The organism is Sedimentisphaera cyanobacteriorum, assembly GCF_001997385.1.
GTDB lineage: Bacteria > Planctomycetota > Phycisphaerae > Sedimentisphaerales > Sedimentisphaeraceae > Sedimentisphaera > Sedimentisphaera cyanobacteriorum.
The window spans coordinates 750,639-765,495 of sequence record NZ_CP019633.1 but is presented as its reverse complement, the minus strand read 5'-3'; the positions used below and the strand labels follow the sequence as shown (position 1 = coordinate 765,495).

Annotated in this window: 8 protein-coding genes; 2 read left to right on the top strand and 6 right to left on the bottom strand. The window is 45.5% G+C overall.

The window, feature by feature from the left end; translation table 11 throughout:
• Nucleotides 1-21: 21 nt before the first annotated feature.
• Together L21SP3_RS02910 and L21SP3_RS02905 are read left to right on the top strand one after the other, a co-directional pair.
• On the top strand, nucleotides 22-1,476 hold the full coding sequence (locus L21SP3_RS02910; protein ID WP_077539259.1) for a sodium:solute symporter family protein: 1,455 nt from the start codon (nucleotides 22-24) through the stop codon (nucleotides 1,474-1,476).
• A gap of 97 nt (nucleotides 1,477-1,573) precedes the next feature.
• On the top strand, nucleotides 1,574-3,268 hold the full coding sequence (locus L21SP3_RS02905) for a HAMP domain-containing histidine kinase (RefSeq protein ID WP_077539258.1): 1,695 nt from the start codon (nucleotides 1,574-1,576) through the stop codon (nucleotides 3,266-3,268).
• Here the strand turns inward: L21SP3_RS02905 and L21SP3_RS02900 are convergent.
• The 6 genes from L21SP3_RS02900 to L21SP3_RS02875 form a co-directional block, all read right to left on the bottom strand.
• Complete coding sequence (locus L21SP3_RS02900; RefSeq protein WP_077539257.1) at nucleotides 3,254-4,048, bottom strand: M48 family metallopeptidase; 795 nt, start codon at nucleotides 4,046-4,048, stop codon at nucleotides 3,254-3,256. The genes L21SP3_RS02905 and L21SP3_RS02900 overlap by 15 nt on opposite strands.
• 13 nt (nucleotides 4,049-4,061) lie before the next feature.
• The gene (rsgA, locus tag L21SP3_RS02895; RefSeq protein ID WP_077539256.1) at nucleotides 4,062-5,285 is read right to left on the bottom strand and encodes a ribosome small subunit-dependent GTPase A; all 1,224 of its coding nucleotides are present in this window, start codon (nucleotides 5,283-5,285) and stop codon (nucleotides 4,062-4,064) included.
• Complete coding sequence (gene hisA / locus L21SP3_RS02890; protein WP_123785118.1) at nucleotides 5,282-6,001, bottom strand: 1-(5-phosphoribosyl)-5-[(5-phosphoribosylamino)methylideneamino]imidazole-4-carboxamide isomerase; 720 nt, start codon at nucleotides 5,999-6,001, stop codon at nucleotides 5,282-5,284. The genes rsgA and hisA overlap by 4 nt, the downstream gene beginning before the upstream one ends.
• Before the next feature lie 43 nt (nucleotides 6,002-6,044).
• Nucleotides 6,045-7,076, bottom strand: coding sequence for a 3-deoxy-7-phosphoheptulonate synthase (locus L21SP3_RS02885; RefSeq protein ID WP_077539254.1), 1,032 nt, complete (start codon nucleotides 7,074-7,076; stop codon nucleotides 6,045-6,047).
• A 99-nt stretch (nucleotides 7,077-7,175) separates the two neighbouring features.
• Nucleotides 7,176-13,457, bottom strand: a complete 6,282-nt coding sequence (locus tag L21SP3_RS02880; RefSeq protein ID WP_077539253.1) for a CARDB domain-containing protein — start codon at nucleotides 13,455-13,457, stop codon at nucleotides 7,176-7,178.
• Between the two features lie 172 nt (nucleotides 13,458-13,629).
• Complete coding sequence (locus L21SP3_RS02875) at nucleotides 13,630-14,823, bottom strand: hypothetical protein (protein ID WP_077539252.1); 1,194 nt, start codon at nucleotides 14,821-14,823, stop codon at nucleotides 13,630-13,632.
• Between the last annotated feature and the right edge of the window lie 34 nt (nucleotides 14,824-14,857).

Here is a 14,857-nt window from a genome sequence, read left to right as displayed (position 1 = left end):
ATTGGAGGCGCCCGACTATATATGAATATTATAGACTACCTGATATTCGGCATTTATATGCTTTGCGTTTTAGGGGTTGGTTTTTATCACTTCTTCAAAAACAAAAGCTCTGAGGATTATTATGTAGGCAGCAGGTCTATCAAAGCAACACATGTGGGTTTTTCAATCGTAGCCACGGACGTGGGCGGAGGATTTTCAATAGGCCTGGGCGGCGTTGGCTTTGCTATGGGACTTTCTGGAAGCTGGCTTTTATTTACCGGCCTTATAGGCGCATGGCTGACTGCTGTATTTATAATACCCAAAATCAAGAAGCTTGATGAAAAAGAGGGCTATCTGACATATCCAGACTTTCTGCGTTATAAATACAGCGACAAGGTTGCTCTGGCAGCGGCATTAATCTCAGGTATTGGTTATCTCGGCTTTACAGGAGCTCAGATGCTTGCCGGTGCTAAGCTCGCCTCTACAACAATTCTCCAGAAAAACCCCTTCGAGATGGACCCGATTTTGTTTTCTCTGTTAGTGATAGCGGTAATAACAGTTGTTTACACAGTTTTCGGCGGCCTTAAAGCCGTAATATATACAGACACAATCCAATGGATGATACTGCTCAGCGGGCTTATATTCATCACTATACCCGCTACACTCTTCGAAATCGGCGGGCTTTCAGCATTGAGAGAAACTCTGCCTAAAGAATACTTTACGCTTACTAATATAGAAGCTTCTACATTCATAAACTGGATGGTAACAATAATCCCCATCTGGCTTATTGGCATGACACTTTATCAAAGGATGTATGCCTGCAAAGATGAAAAGCAAGCAAGAAAGGCGTGGTTTACAGCAGGTCTGCTTGAATACCCGGTGATGGCGTTTACCGGCGTTTTTCTTGGAATGTGCGCAAGGGTTATATATCCTGAGGCAGACAGCGAAGCCGCCCTGCCAATGCTTATAAGGGATGTTCTGCCGATAGGGGTAACGGGCATAGTAATCGCATCGTATTTCTCTGCAATAATGTCAACAGCTGACAGCTGCATGATGGCCTCATCAGGAAATTTCGTAAACGACCTGCTGGAAAGGCATATTATTGGGAAAAAATCTCACAAGACCTCAGTAAGGCTGTCAATGGCTGCTACATTTGTAATCGGAACTCTTGCAGTAATACTGGCTGCTCAGTTCAGCACGGTGCTTAATGCCATCCTGTACGCATATTCATTTATGGTATCGGGGCTCTTTGTGCCAACTCTCGGGGCATACTTCTGGAAGAAATCCAGCTCGGCCGGTGCGCTTGCGGGAATGCTTGCAGGCGGAGTGCCTACGCTTCTGATGCTTACTAATATATTAAAGCTTCCCGCCCCGATCGCAAAATACGGTCTGGACCCGAGCGCCTACGGCATTTTTCTTTCTGCTGTCTTTTTCATAGCCTTTTCAGTTGCTATACCAGAAAAAAATACGCCCGAAGGCGGGCAAACTGCAAAATAATCTGATTTATTTCAATTGTCTTATTGACAATCGAGAACGAAAAATCAATAATCATTCGAGCGGATTATTAAAGACAAATTAAAGATTAAGGATTTTAATGTCCATAGGCTCAAAAATAGTTTTAGTTGTTGCCTTTATGATAGGCATAAACGTTATAGTGGATATAGGTATTCACAAGGTTGTTTCAGAATCAACTCAAGTTAAAAGCGACAGGCAAAACCTTGAGAAATACCTTATGTGGTATGCAGGCACTATTGATAACGACAGGAAGCGCCTGCGCAGCACTTCTCAAGAGCTGGGCAAACTCCAAGCAGCCGCAAGCTTCATAAAAAGCGATGGTAATGAACATAAGGATTTCGTATCAAATATTAAAGAAATTACGAGCATTGAAAATGTTGTAATACTCAATATAAATGCCGAGGTGGTTTACAATTCCGGCAGTGAAGAATGGCGTGAGGTGTTTACCGAAAATTTCATAAGAGACAATAATCTCAATCTAAATAATCCTGAGACAAGACGCTACGGACTGACAGAAACATCTGAAGGTATGACTCTTATCTCAGCAGCCCCTGTTATCAGTGAAGGGAAAGTGGTTGGGACGGTTATAGTTTGCGAGCTTTTCGGGGATAAGATTGCAAGCGGTATATCAGCAAAAACCGGCGACAAGATTGAGATTGTACCTCAAAACAAAGGACCATTCTCCAAAGAACACGAGGAGGGTGAGCTTGACATTCGCAGAAAAGGAGGCGGAAAATTTATTGCCCATATAGCTTTGGAAGGTTTGGGCAATTCTGAAAAGTATGCACTTAAGATAGAAGTACCTTCCTCGATAGCAGCAAGAGCCAGCACTGCAAATAAGGTAAATATTTTCACCAAGATCGTTACCGGCCTTGTTACACTGCTTCTCATTCTCTTCATTGTTTACAGAACGATCGGTCAAAGGCTGGAAACCCTTATAGACCATATTATTAAAATCCGACACAGCGGTGTTTTGGTTCGAATGATGCAGGAAGAAGGCAAGGATGAGATTGATCTTCTCGGACATGAGTTCAATCTTATGATTGAGCGTCTGCAGAAGGATACAGAGATGAGAAAGGCTGCCGAGAGGGATTTGAAAAAATCGCTTGATGAACTTCGCAGGTTTGCAGATGTGGCTTCTCACGACCTTCAGGAGCCTCTTCGTTCTGTTACAAGCTGTGTTCAGCTTCTTGAGAGTCAGTACAGCGAGAAACTCGACGAACAGGGCAAACAGCTTATAGACTACGCTGTTCAGGGCTCGCGCAGAATGAAAGGCCTGCTTAAGGCACTGCTTTCATACTCGAACATAGGCAACACAGAGCTGGAAACTGAGAATTGCGAATGTAATTTGATAGTAGCACAAGCAATTAAGGATCTGCAGCAGGATATAAATGACAAAAATGCCGATGTTAAAGTGAGTGATCTGCCGGCAATAAAAGGCGACAAGATGCGCCTGCAGCTGTTATTCACGAACCTGATACACAACGCTATAACATACCAGCCGGAAGGGCGAAAGCCAGTTATTCATATTGAAAGCAGAAAAACTGAAAATATGTGGCGGTTTGAAGTTCGTGATAATGGAATCGGCATCGAGAAACAATACTACAACCAGATCTTCATTGCCTTTAAGCGTCTTCATACCCAGCAGGAACACGAAGGCAGCGGTATAGGGCTGGCGATTTGCAAACGTATTGTCGAACAGCACGGCGGGAAAATCTGGGTTAAATCGGAACAGGGCGTAGGTTCCAGCTTTTTCTTCTCACTGCCTGCCTGATTTGATGCTTTCTCGATAATATCTTTTCGCTTCAGGCATACGCTCTTTTAAGGCCTGAATCCTTTTTTTGTCGCAAGGGTGCGTGCTCATAAATTCAGGTGCAGCGGCAGAATTTTCAGACATCCTCTGCCAGAAGTCAACCGCAGCTGCCGGGTCGTAGCCCGCCATAGACATAAATATAAGTCCGAGATGATCTGCCTCGTATTCATGCTTTCTGCTGTATGGAAGCATAATGCCATAATGACTTCCTATGGAAAATGCCTTCATAAAGTTCTCCCCTGCTACGCTTTGACTAAGCGCATAGCCGCCGAGGTTCAGGAGAGTCTGCTGGCTCATCCTTTCTGCCCCGTGTTTTGCTGCTGCATGAGCTATTTCATGAGCTACCACAACAGCAAGCCCCTCTTCGTTTCGGGTTTTATCGAAAATTCCGGAATATACCATTACCTTCCCGCCCGGCATTGCCCATGCGTTGGCCTGTGAATTTTGAATTACATTGAATTCCCAGTCGAAGCTTATTGACTGATTGTTTTGAATAAAATACCTTTCTACAGCATCTCTTATGCGAAAACCTACCCTTCTAACCAGCTTTAGCTGCTGCTGGTTTTGGTTTATATCTGACCTGTTCTCCTTTATAAACTGCTGATACTCCTGATCTGCAACTGAATTGATTTTCGCATCAGAAACAAAATTCAGCCTCTCGCGATTGCTTATAGGCACAGTACTGCAAGCAATAAGAAAGGAAATTAAAACAATCGGCACGGCTTTATAAAACTTACTCATAATACCCCCGTTTTTAAGAGCTGTTCTTAGATATAGTTTCCAGTATTCTCAGATAACTCTGATATCTTGTCCTGCTGATCTGGTTTTCTTCTACTGCCTGCTTGACCGCACATCCCGGTTCATGTGTATGCGAGCAGTCTGAATATCGGCAGTTTTCTGCGAAATAATCAAATTCTTCAAAATACCATTTCAAATCATCGGGGTTCATATTCCAAAGACCAAACTCCCTTATCCCGGGTGTATCTATAATCCAGATATTATTTTCGATATGATAGAGCTTGGAGTTATTTGTAGTATGGCGTCCGAGCCCTGTCCCGTTGTGCACCGAGCCGGTTTGAGCTTCTGCACAAGGACAGAGACGGTTAAGCAGGGATGTTTTGCCTGTCCCGCTGTGCCCAACGAAAACGCTCCTTGCCGATGCCAGAGATTCTTTGAGCTTATCCAGACCTAAACCGCTTGCAGCAGAACACTCCACAACCTTCAGTCCTATCTCCTGATACGCTTTCAAAACTTCCATCTCTTTTTCTTTTGCATATTCGTTGATCAGATCAATTTTATTTATGCATACTACAGGCTCAACACCGCCCTTCTGTGCTGCTATGAGATATCTGTCTATAAGGCTGGGCCTGAGCTCCGGGCGTTTTATTGCGGCAACTATAACAGCTTTATCCACATTAGCCGCAGTAACCCGCTCAATACCCGCTTTCGTCGGATCGGGACGTGATATGCAGGTTTTTCTCGGCTCAACACTGTGAAGCACAGCAGTTCCGTCTTTTGCGTACGAAAAGTAAACATTATCACCAACAGCCAGATCGCTTTTTTGAGTCATCGAAAATTCAGGGCCTATTATACACTTAACGTCTCTGCCTTCAGAGTAAACAAGGCTTTCAGCCGGCATAACTTCCTCTATCATACCATAATATTTTTCGCTGTATTCACCTAAATCCTCTCTATGCCTGCAAGTTTCCCTGAGCGTCTGAATTCCCTCCTCCTCAAGGACTTTTAACGCCCAGTCGTCGATATCCATTTTGGGAGTTTTTTTCTTTTTTTCAAAATTTGATTCGTTATCCCAGTTGCTTCGGTGGTCTATTCTGCTCCTGAATGAATGCTTCCTTTTCATTGCATCAACCTGCGATGCCTTGCGCAAGTTGGCAGCCCTCTTATAGAGCTGTTTTTTTTCAGTTTCATTGAGCTTTTTAAGCTGCTGCTGGAAAAATTTGCGTTTGCTTTTTTTCAACCCTTATTACCTGCTGCCTCAATAGCACCTTTTAGAGTGATAGTTCCTTCGTACAGGGCTCTTCCGATAACAGCCCCTGCTACCCCTGCCTCGCCAAGCTTAGTGATATCCTCAATCTTTGTAACGCCCCCCGCTGCTATAACCGCTGTGTCAACAGATCTTACAAGATTTGAAGTCCTTTCAAGATTAGGGCCTTCAAGTGTGCCGTCTTTGGAGATATCGGTGTAAATAATCGAATTGATCGGCAGCGAAGAGGCCTTTCTTGCAAACTCGACAATCTCCATATCAGTATTTTCGAGCCAGCCGTGAGTTGCAATCTTATCTCCCCTCGCATCGAGCCCCAGAACAAGCTTGTCGGGATATTTCTCTGCCATTTGTGAGAACCAGTCGAATTCGCTGATTGCTCTGGTGCCAATTATAATTCTCTTTACGCCGGCATCTAAGAGCAGTTTTATGGATTCTTCGCTTCTGACACCGCCGCCAAATTCAACATTGATTCTGCCATTGGCTATTTTTTTTACTGTCTTAAGATTAACAGGCTTGCCCTTTTTTGCCCCGTCAAGGTCTATCAGATGAACCCATTTAGCCCCGGCCTTTGCAAATTCTTTGGCTTGAGCAGCAGGGTCGTCTTTGTATGTTATCTTTTTCTCATAATCGCCCTGTACAAGGCGTACGCATTTGCCGTCGATTAGGTCTATTGCAGGGAGAACGTCCATTATAGTTTCCAATTTCTTAAGTTTAAATTTGCGCTTAATCAAGCTAAACCTCAGCAAGTTTCATGAGAAGCTCCTCTGTTTCTTCCCAACCAATACAGGAATCTGTAACTGAAACTCTGGGATTGAGCTTGCCCGAGCCAATCTTTTGACTGCCCTGCTCAAGGAAGCTTTCTATCATCACTCCCACTATAGATTTATTCCCGCTGAGCTTTTGTTCTGCAATATTTTCCAACACTTTTTTCTGCTTTTTGTAATCCTTCCTTGAATTAGCATGACTGCAATCAACAATAATTCCTGACCCGATTTTTTCTTTGCGAAGAAGGGCTTCTGCAAACGCTATATGCTCAACTTCATAATTAGGCCCTAGACATCCGCCCCTTAGTATAAAATGCGTGTAAGCGTTCCCTTTCGTTTCAGCGAGGGCTACCTGACCATCGACATTAATACCAAAAAAGAAATGAGGATTTCGGGCTGTTTTTATGGCTTGAGCAGATGTGTAGAGACTTCCGTCTGTCGAATTTTTAAATCCTACGGGCATTGAAAGCCCGCTCACCATCTGCCTGTGAATCTGCGATTCACTTGTTCTTGCGCCTATAGCAGACCAGCTGATCAAGTCTGTTAGATACTGCGGTACAATAGGGTCAAGAATTTCTGTGGCAATAGGGATTCCCGCATCAAGTATCGAAAGCATAATCTTTCGGCTTAAATGCAGGCCTTTTTTCATATTGTAAGTTCCATTTAGTTCGGGATCGTAGAGCAGTCCCTTCCATCCGATAGTAGTTCGAGGTTTTTCGAAGTAAGCCCTCATCACTATCTGTACTTTGTCTTTTGTTTTTTTCTGAATTTCAGCTAATTTCTCAGCATACTCAACTGCCGAATCCTCATTATGAATAGAGCAAGGGCCTACTATAGCCAGCATTCTCTTATCCAGATGAGATATTATATTTTTTATGCTTTTCCTTGCATTGAGGACCACATCCGCCTGTTCCTGAGTTATAGGCAAGTCCTCTCTCAGCTCACGAGGGGTAGTAAGCTCTCTCAATGCTACGATATTTACATTGTCAGTTGTTCTCATATTATTTTCCTAATGAATTTCAAACCAGTACACCAAAGCAATAAAAAAGGCGAGCCTGCGAATTTGCCGGCCCGCCTTTATATTATTTATTTATTGATTTCAGTCAACATTTCCGGCAGGCACGGTAGAAGCAAAATAAGCAAAGTCCTGATAATTAACTTTACCGTCGCTGTTAAAGTCTCCCGGGACTGCTTCGCCTTCTGCGAGCCAGTTATCAGCAATCAAGAGGAAGTCTGAATACTGCTGAACCTGCCACAGCAGTTCCGGATAGCTGTCTGAGCTGAAGAACCATTTAGATGTATCCCAGCCGGCAGACTGATATATTCCGCTGCCTGTCATCTGACTGTGGGCGTATCCAGCACTTCCGGCCGAATTTCCGGCACCAACACCGTAAGAAGCGGTGTCGCTGCTGTATATGCACCCTGCCAGAGCATCAAGTGCATCATTGATATTCGCACCGACAAGAGCACCGAGAATATTATCTCCTGAAATATCCGAGACTGTCTGTGCTGTATAACTATCAGATATGCTGCCTTCGTTTATACCTGCAAGGAAGCCTGCAAACACTGCGACTCCGTCTGCTGTTAATGCTCCTTCAGCATAGCAGTATTGGATACCGCCGAGATTGAGCCCTGCCACCTGTGAAACAGCGTCGAGATCGCCTTGTGCTGTAATCTGACAGTCTGCAAAGCTGCTTATAACAGTACCCTCTGCTGCGTTTAGGGCTGCAATCGCACCTGCATTATTATAAGCCCCGCCTATCATTAGAGAGCCCATTACCTCACACTGAGTTATAAGGCCTTCATTAACTGCTGCAAGGGCTGCTGAATTACTCTCCTCTGAAGTGATATTTATATTCACATCTTCGAGAGCTATCCATTTTAGAGTTCCTGCATTTATTCCGAACAGTCCGCAGAGCCCTTCCTCAAGGGTATCGCAGCTGAATCCGGAAATCGCATATCCGTCGCCGGAGAAGGTTCCCGTGAATGGTATGGTTTCATTTCCGATAGGTGCAAGTTCTGAACCGGCAAGATCAATATGATTTCCAAGGGCGAAGCTGTATTTCCAGAATTCGCTGTCTGAGGCAAGTTTTTCCATATCCTCAGCAGATGAAATCACAAAAGGATTGGCCTGAGTTCCGGCACCGCCGCTGAAGATTGTCCATGTGAATTCCGGATATCCGCTTTCGGCCGTGTACCAGTAGTCTTCTTCGCCGTTTTCTGTTTCATCGATGTAGTCCCAGCCGGCTGCTGTGAAGTTGGCTTCATTCTTCATTTCCGCATCTGAAAGGCCTGTCGCTCCCGGACTGTCCTGCCCGCCAAGCTCGTTGTTCCAGAAACAGCCGTTTACCTCTGATGAGCCGGCAAGAGAAGTATAGAAGCCGTAGAAAGTGCCTGCTGAGCCGTCATCAGCTAAGCTGCTGGTATAGCAGTTTTCAATAAGCGATGCTGCTGCTCCGTCCGATACAGCTCCAACAAAGCCCGCTGCCTCTTCAGAGTAAAGCAGGCTGCCGAAGCTTACACAGCGCTGTAAGACTGCTCCGGATGCGTTTTCAGCAAAGCCAAAGACCTTTGTTCCTTCAACATCTGATACAGTGAATACATCTCTGATTACCGCATCGCTGAGTTCCACAGCAAACCCGGCAGCTGAATCTGTGTTAGATGTTACCGAAGAATTCTCGATACCCATATTATTAATGCTTCCAGTAACAGCTGCGAAAGGTGCAGCCTTGCCGTCCTCTACTACATTAAGATTGCTGATGACCTTGAAATTACCGTTCAGCTCACCTGCGAAAGGCATTGAAGCAGAGCCGACAGAGCCAACGGTAAATCCTGTCATATCGATATCATTGAGCAATACGTAGTAGGCATCAAGCTGTAGAACAGATTCTGCAAGGTCTGCAAAGTCCTGCGGTGTTTCGATGAGGTAAGGTGCATACTCAGTACCGTATCCGCCTGAATATTCAAAGAGAACTTCAATCTGCTCAGAAGCAGACCAGTTGTTTGTTTCGTCAGACTCAGCAACAACATCAGCGGAATCAACCATTGCCTTGAGGTAATAAGTGCTGTTTACCTGAGGCGGGTCGAATGTGAATTCGCCGTTATAGCTGCTGCCCTGTGCCAGAGAGCTGATAACTTCCTCATCAAGCATCTCTGCATTCTCCCAGTCTCCGTCTGTTTCGCTGTAATAAAGCGATACTGTAAAGTTTTCAGCAGGAGCATTGCCCTGGCAGTCTGCCGAGAAGCCGAGAGTCTGTTCATTGCCCTCGTAGGCGGATATCATTCCCTCGTCTATTGCTGCAGTAAGATCTATATCTTCCGGTACAGTAAGCGTTACTGTTTCGCTCCAGTTGTTGGCTTCGTCTGTTTCGTCTATAGCTTCTGCATTATCCGCTTTAGCCTTGAGGTAGTATGTACCGGCAGATGCAGGAGATGAAAAGCTAACCTGCATAATCTCGCTGGTTCCTGAAGAAACGCCGGCAATCTCATCGCTGTAAACGATCTCAGAGGCCTCCAGTGTTTCCCAGCCAGCATCCTGCTCTGAGATATATACTGCGGCTTCAAAAGCACCAGAATCTGAACTGCCGCTGTTTGAAGCAGTAATATCAAATTCTACGGCTTCGCCGCTTGCAACTTCCGCTGATTCAACTGAAGAAGCTGCATTAAGATCAACATCAGGCTTGATTTCAAGCTCGAACACATCAGACCAGTTGTTCACTTCGCCTGTTTCTTCAATTGCCGAGCCGCTGTCTGCCTTGATTCGCAGATAAACAGTTTGTGCTTCGGTTTCAGTTACAGGGAAACTGAAGTCTGCATTAGTGCTGCCAGAGGCAGGCAGAGTGGCAACGGTGAGAGAATCGGCCGGACTGAGAGATTCCCAGTTGTCAACTTGGCTTGAGGATTTATAAATCTCAACATCAAACTCACCGGCAGTATTAACGCCTTGATTCGTGATAACAGAGCTTACATTCACATCCCCGTTCATAAAGGCAGACGTCCCGCCTGCGGGGTAGTCTGTTACGGCCAGATCAATATTTGTAAGAACGTTTAGAGTTATAACCTCATCTGAGAGGTTATTCGTTTCGTCGAACTCATCCACTGCTTCGCTTGTATCAGCCTGAGTTTTCAGGAAATATTCACCCGGAGCGGCAGGGGCAGTAAACTGGAAATTCCCGTTTGCCGGCTCCCCTGCAAGCACGAAGCTCTTCTCAAAGCTCGCTGCCTGCTGCGAAGATTCCCAGCTGCCTGAAACATCAGACAGCAGAAGGGATGTAACGATCTTCCCAGACTCGGGAAGAGCGGTGTCAGTGCCAATATTTGTTATTACGCCCGGAACATTAACCTGCATTCCAGCAGGACTGCTTATCGGGCTTGTGAGGTAATCAGCGAAGGAGGAGAGCAGGTCTATTTTTTCGAGAACCTCAAGCTCACCTGCAAGCTGTTCGTTGTTTGAGTAGTCCACTTCTTCAACAGCCTGATCGGGATTAACCGCCACTTTCACCTGATACGTTCCGGCAGTATCCGGCGAAAAGGTAAAGTTTACCTGCTCTGAGGAATTGCCCGCCAAAGCTATAACACCCTCTGAAGCAACCTCAAACCAGTTTGTATCCGCCTTTTTCAGGGAAACTTTAACATCAAATGCAGATGCTTCACCGGTTCTTTCGTTAGAAACTGTTACGCTGAAATCAGCCGATTCGCCAGAATAAACCTGACCGAGACCGGCAGGAACGTTGGAAAGTGTTAAGTCAACAACCGGCGGGATATCTACTGTAACATATTCGACTGTCCAGTTGTTCTGTTCGTTTGCAGGAGCAGGGACTTCTGCCACTTGTCCCGCTGAATCAGCAAGCACGCGGTAGTAATAAGTTCCTGCCTGATCGGGCAGAGTTATGTCGAACTGCTCATTCACGGCTGCGCCTGCTGCAAGCTCGCTGCTGGAAATATCAGCAACAGCGGCTGGCGAGCCCCAGTCCTGCGGGTCTTCGCTCATATAAAGCGTTGAAGTGAATGAGCTGCCGGAATCGCCGCTGCCTGTGTTGGTAACTGTAAATGGTATTGAAAGATTCTCAGAGGGTTCAGCGCCGTTTACAGCTAAATCACCTGTGAATTCAGCGGTAAGGTCTATAGTGTCTAAAACATTAACTCCGCCTGTATCCCATGTATTGTTAGATTCGCTGTCTTCAGGAACAGCATCACCTGAATCGGCCAATACCCTGAGCTGATAAGCTCCGGCCTGATCTGGTGCGGTATATGTAAAGTCTTTGGAAATGCTCGCTCCCGCTGCAAGAGAAGAAACTGAAACTGTATCTGCATTCGTCCAGTTCACACCGTCCTGAGAGCTTTGAAGTGCTGCTTGGAAGGCTCCGGCGGGATTCTGGCCGGTATTTTCAATAGAGGCAGTAATCTGCATCTGCTCGCCTGCATAGATATCAGGCAGCTCAGAGGAGCCGCTCGGTACGATAAGGTCTATGCCGGATAGCACGGTAATTTCGATATCGCCTGAATCTGTAGAAGCAGAAGAGAAGTTGTTGTTCTCGTCAGCCTCGCCTACAACTTTGCCTGAATCAACCATAAACGCATAGTAGCCAAGGCCTGACTGAGTTCCTGAATTGAAATTGAATGTCTCAGTGGCAGAGGCAAGCTCGCCGATACCGCTTATAACCTGAGTGCTGATGTGCTCAGCTGAAGAGTCTGCTATTGCATCAGTCCAGCTGGCTGCAGGTTCAGAGGAGTAGTAAAGGGAAAGATCGAAATCGCCCGCAACAGCAGGCCCGGAATTCTCAATAGTAACGTCGATACTCACAGACGTATCGGGCTCAACCATCTGTGTTTCAGGAGCTACAGAGGTGATGCTGAGCTCAGGCAACGGCACCACTTCAACAGAAACAGTTTGAGAATAGTTGTCCAGCTCGCTGAATTCAAGAAGCTCTTGGTCTGCGTCGCTGTAAACCCTGAAATACATCATATTGCCGTTATCAGTTGCTGTGATGCTGAAGCTGCCGCTGTGTGAAGCGTCAACTGCGAGCTCAGGCACTGCTGCGGAATCAATATATCCGGGAGTCCCTTCTTGAATACTGCCCTGAGAATCAAGAATTGAATCCCAGCCGCTGTCAACTGTGTTGTAGTAAATTTTAACAGAATGCGCGGCTGCAGAGTCTGTTCCGTCATTTATCTCTGAGAAGCTTATCTGGAAGCTGTCTCCTGTGCCAAGGCTAAGTGATGTTTCGCTGGTAACAGCTGGCTCGAGATTTGGGAGCTGAGGCGGCTGGTAGCCGGTATTATCAAGTCTGGCAAAGTCGTTGCCGTCAACGATAAGCCAGCTGTTTTCAAAATCAAATCCTGCTGAATTGTATGTATCATACATTCTGAGCTGTTCGTTCGTTTTGCCTTCTATTCCAACGCTGGCTCCTGAGCCGACACCGGTAAGACCGTCAACTTTGGTATTGTCAAACAGGCAGCCTGAAAATGCTCCGGAGTTTCTGTCTCCAACAACGCCGCCTCCGTTTAAGTTGAAAGTAATCGATGGGCCTGCCCAATAGCACTGGGCAATCGTACCTGAAGTATTGGAACCTACAATGCCGCCCGTATATCTCGGGCCTGTAATCTGTGCAAATGAATAGCAGTTTAGAATATTGCTGTTGCTGTTTTCTCCGACAATACCTCCCGCTTTTGAAGAAAACGAGTTGGTTGCATTGAGTTTGCCGGAAGAAACGTTCTGGCTTATCTGGGATAGATTTTTCTGCTCGCCGACGATGCCGCCTACCATAGAATCCCCTTCTGCATTAACAGAAGAGAAGCAGCCTGTAATTGTGCCGCCGGAATTATATCCGCAGATCCCGCCGATGGAATCATCACCGGAAACGTTTACTGTATTAGGGTCTGCAAATTCAGACTTAACAGCAGAGCAGTCTGAAATGCTTCCGCCGTCGTTTTCGCCGCATACGGCACCAACATTATCCGTACTGTCGCCTGCCTGAACTAAAGGGTCTATCAGAAGAACGTTCTGCACTTCACCGCCTGAGCCAATTACACCAAAAAGACCTTCACCTGTGGTGTTAAAATTGCTGATGGTGTGGCCTTTCTGGTATATGTAACCGTCTAAAACAGCAATACCGCCCGATACCGCCCCGCCGTTAAAGCTTCCGGTAAAAGGCGTGCTTGAATTACCGATCGTAATATCAGGAAAACCTGAAAGATCCAAATCTGAAGTAACAATGAAATGTGATGACCAGTCCGAACTCTCTTCCGAGAGATTGAAGAGCTCTTCTGCGGTAGAAATTTCATAAGGAGCAGAAGCACTTCCATTACCTCCGCTGTAAGCAATAGCTCCAGCATTCAAGGTCATAACCAAAGCGAGCGACAAAACAACGATTCGATTCATAATTTCACTCCGTTTTTGAGACAATTTTTAATCAAAACTATTAGGTGAGCATTTTATCATTCTGCGGCTTAATAACAAGAATTAATACCGCTAAATCGCCAAAAAAGTAAATAAACTGACAGTTAAAAACCGCAGAACGGATAAAAAAAAGCTTAATCGAAAAGAAACACTGCTATTTATGTTTAAGTCTTTCATTTAAGGAATGCTCGGTTGCTGCCTTGAATTCCGGGTACAATAGAGGGCTCGGGTTCTGGTTGCCGTCTTCATTTTTCCCCATAAATTTGCCGCTGAATACCGATCCCAGGCACCACATCTTGCTGTCCTCTCTGTATTTGCGTACCCCCATATCACAGAATGTCCGGCCTGAGGCTGCATAAACATCATAATCTTTGCAGGCATCATAGAAGGTCTTGTACCAGTTAGCGGGATACCAGCTCCGGCTTTCGAAATACTCTTCGAACAGCTCCGCAGATATAGGGTTTCCGTTTTCCGCCCTGCGTGAAAGCAGTGTAAGCCATTCGCAAAGCTTCATTTCCGGATTGAAGCCGTTTTTCTCGCCCCACTCACCGAGCGGCTCGCCTAAATGTCCCTGAAAAACCCAAACAACCGAAAATTCAGTGCATATAAGCTTTTTTCTAAATCCTATTTTTTTTCGTATAAACCTGAAATCTTCCCTCAGATGCTTTCTTTTTCTGGCATGTATATGAATATCAAGTCCGTCTATGTTTTTGTTCCTCTTTGCCACCTTGATCACTTCAGGGATTGTCGGGTGTTTGCTGAAGGATACTTTATTGAGCGAGCCGGCAAAAACGAGAAAATCCCAGCCGTATTTCTTTTTCCAGCCTGCTATTCTGTCTGCCAGTTCGCTGATAAAGCGAGCATAGTCCTTTGAATCCCTGCCCGATGCAAACATAGGCTCATTACCCATTACCAATATGCTGATTTTTTCTCCAAGATTATAGGATTTGAGGAATTCCTCCGCAGCAGTGAACACATACTCCAGCTGCTCTGAATGAAGCAACGGGACATCACCTTTGCAAATGTCAAAGCGAATCTTAAAGCTCGAGATCAGCTCAAGCCTGCCTTCGGACTTATCCTTTACCGCAGCAAACCTCTCAGAAGGGTTGTGGTTTCGGATTGCATCTAAATCAACTCCGCTTATCTTCCTTTCTTCATCAAGGATAAGAAAATAGTCCATAAAATCTATGAAAGCACGGACATATCTGATATTTTCATTTTCAATCTGCTCTGTAAATTCCAGAGGCCTGCCCAGATTCTCATTGAAATTCGCACCAAGGTCCTGAGGCTTAGCTTTCGGCGCAAGAAAAAGCACTGCTGCTGAAAATGCTAAAATATACCTAATCATTATTCACCTTTCATAAATCATTCCACAGCCATTC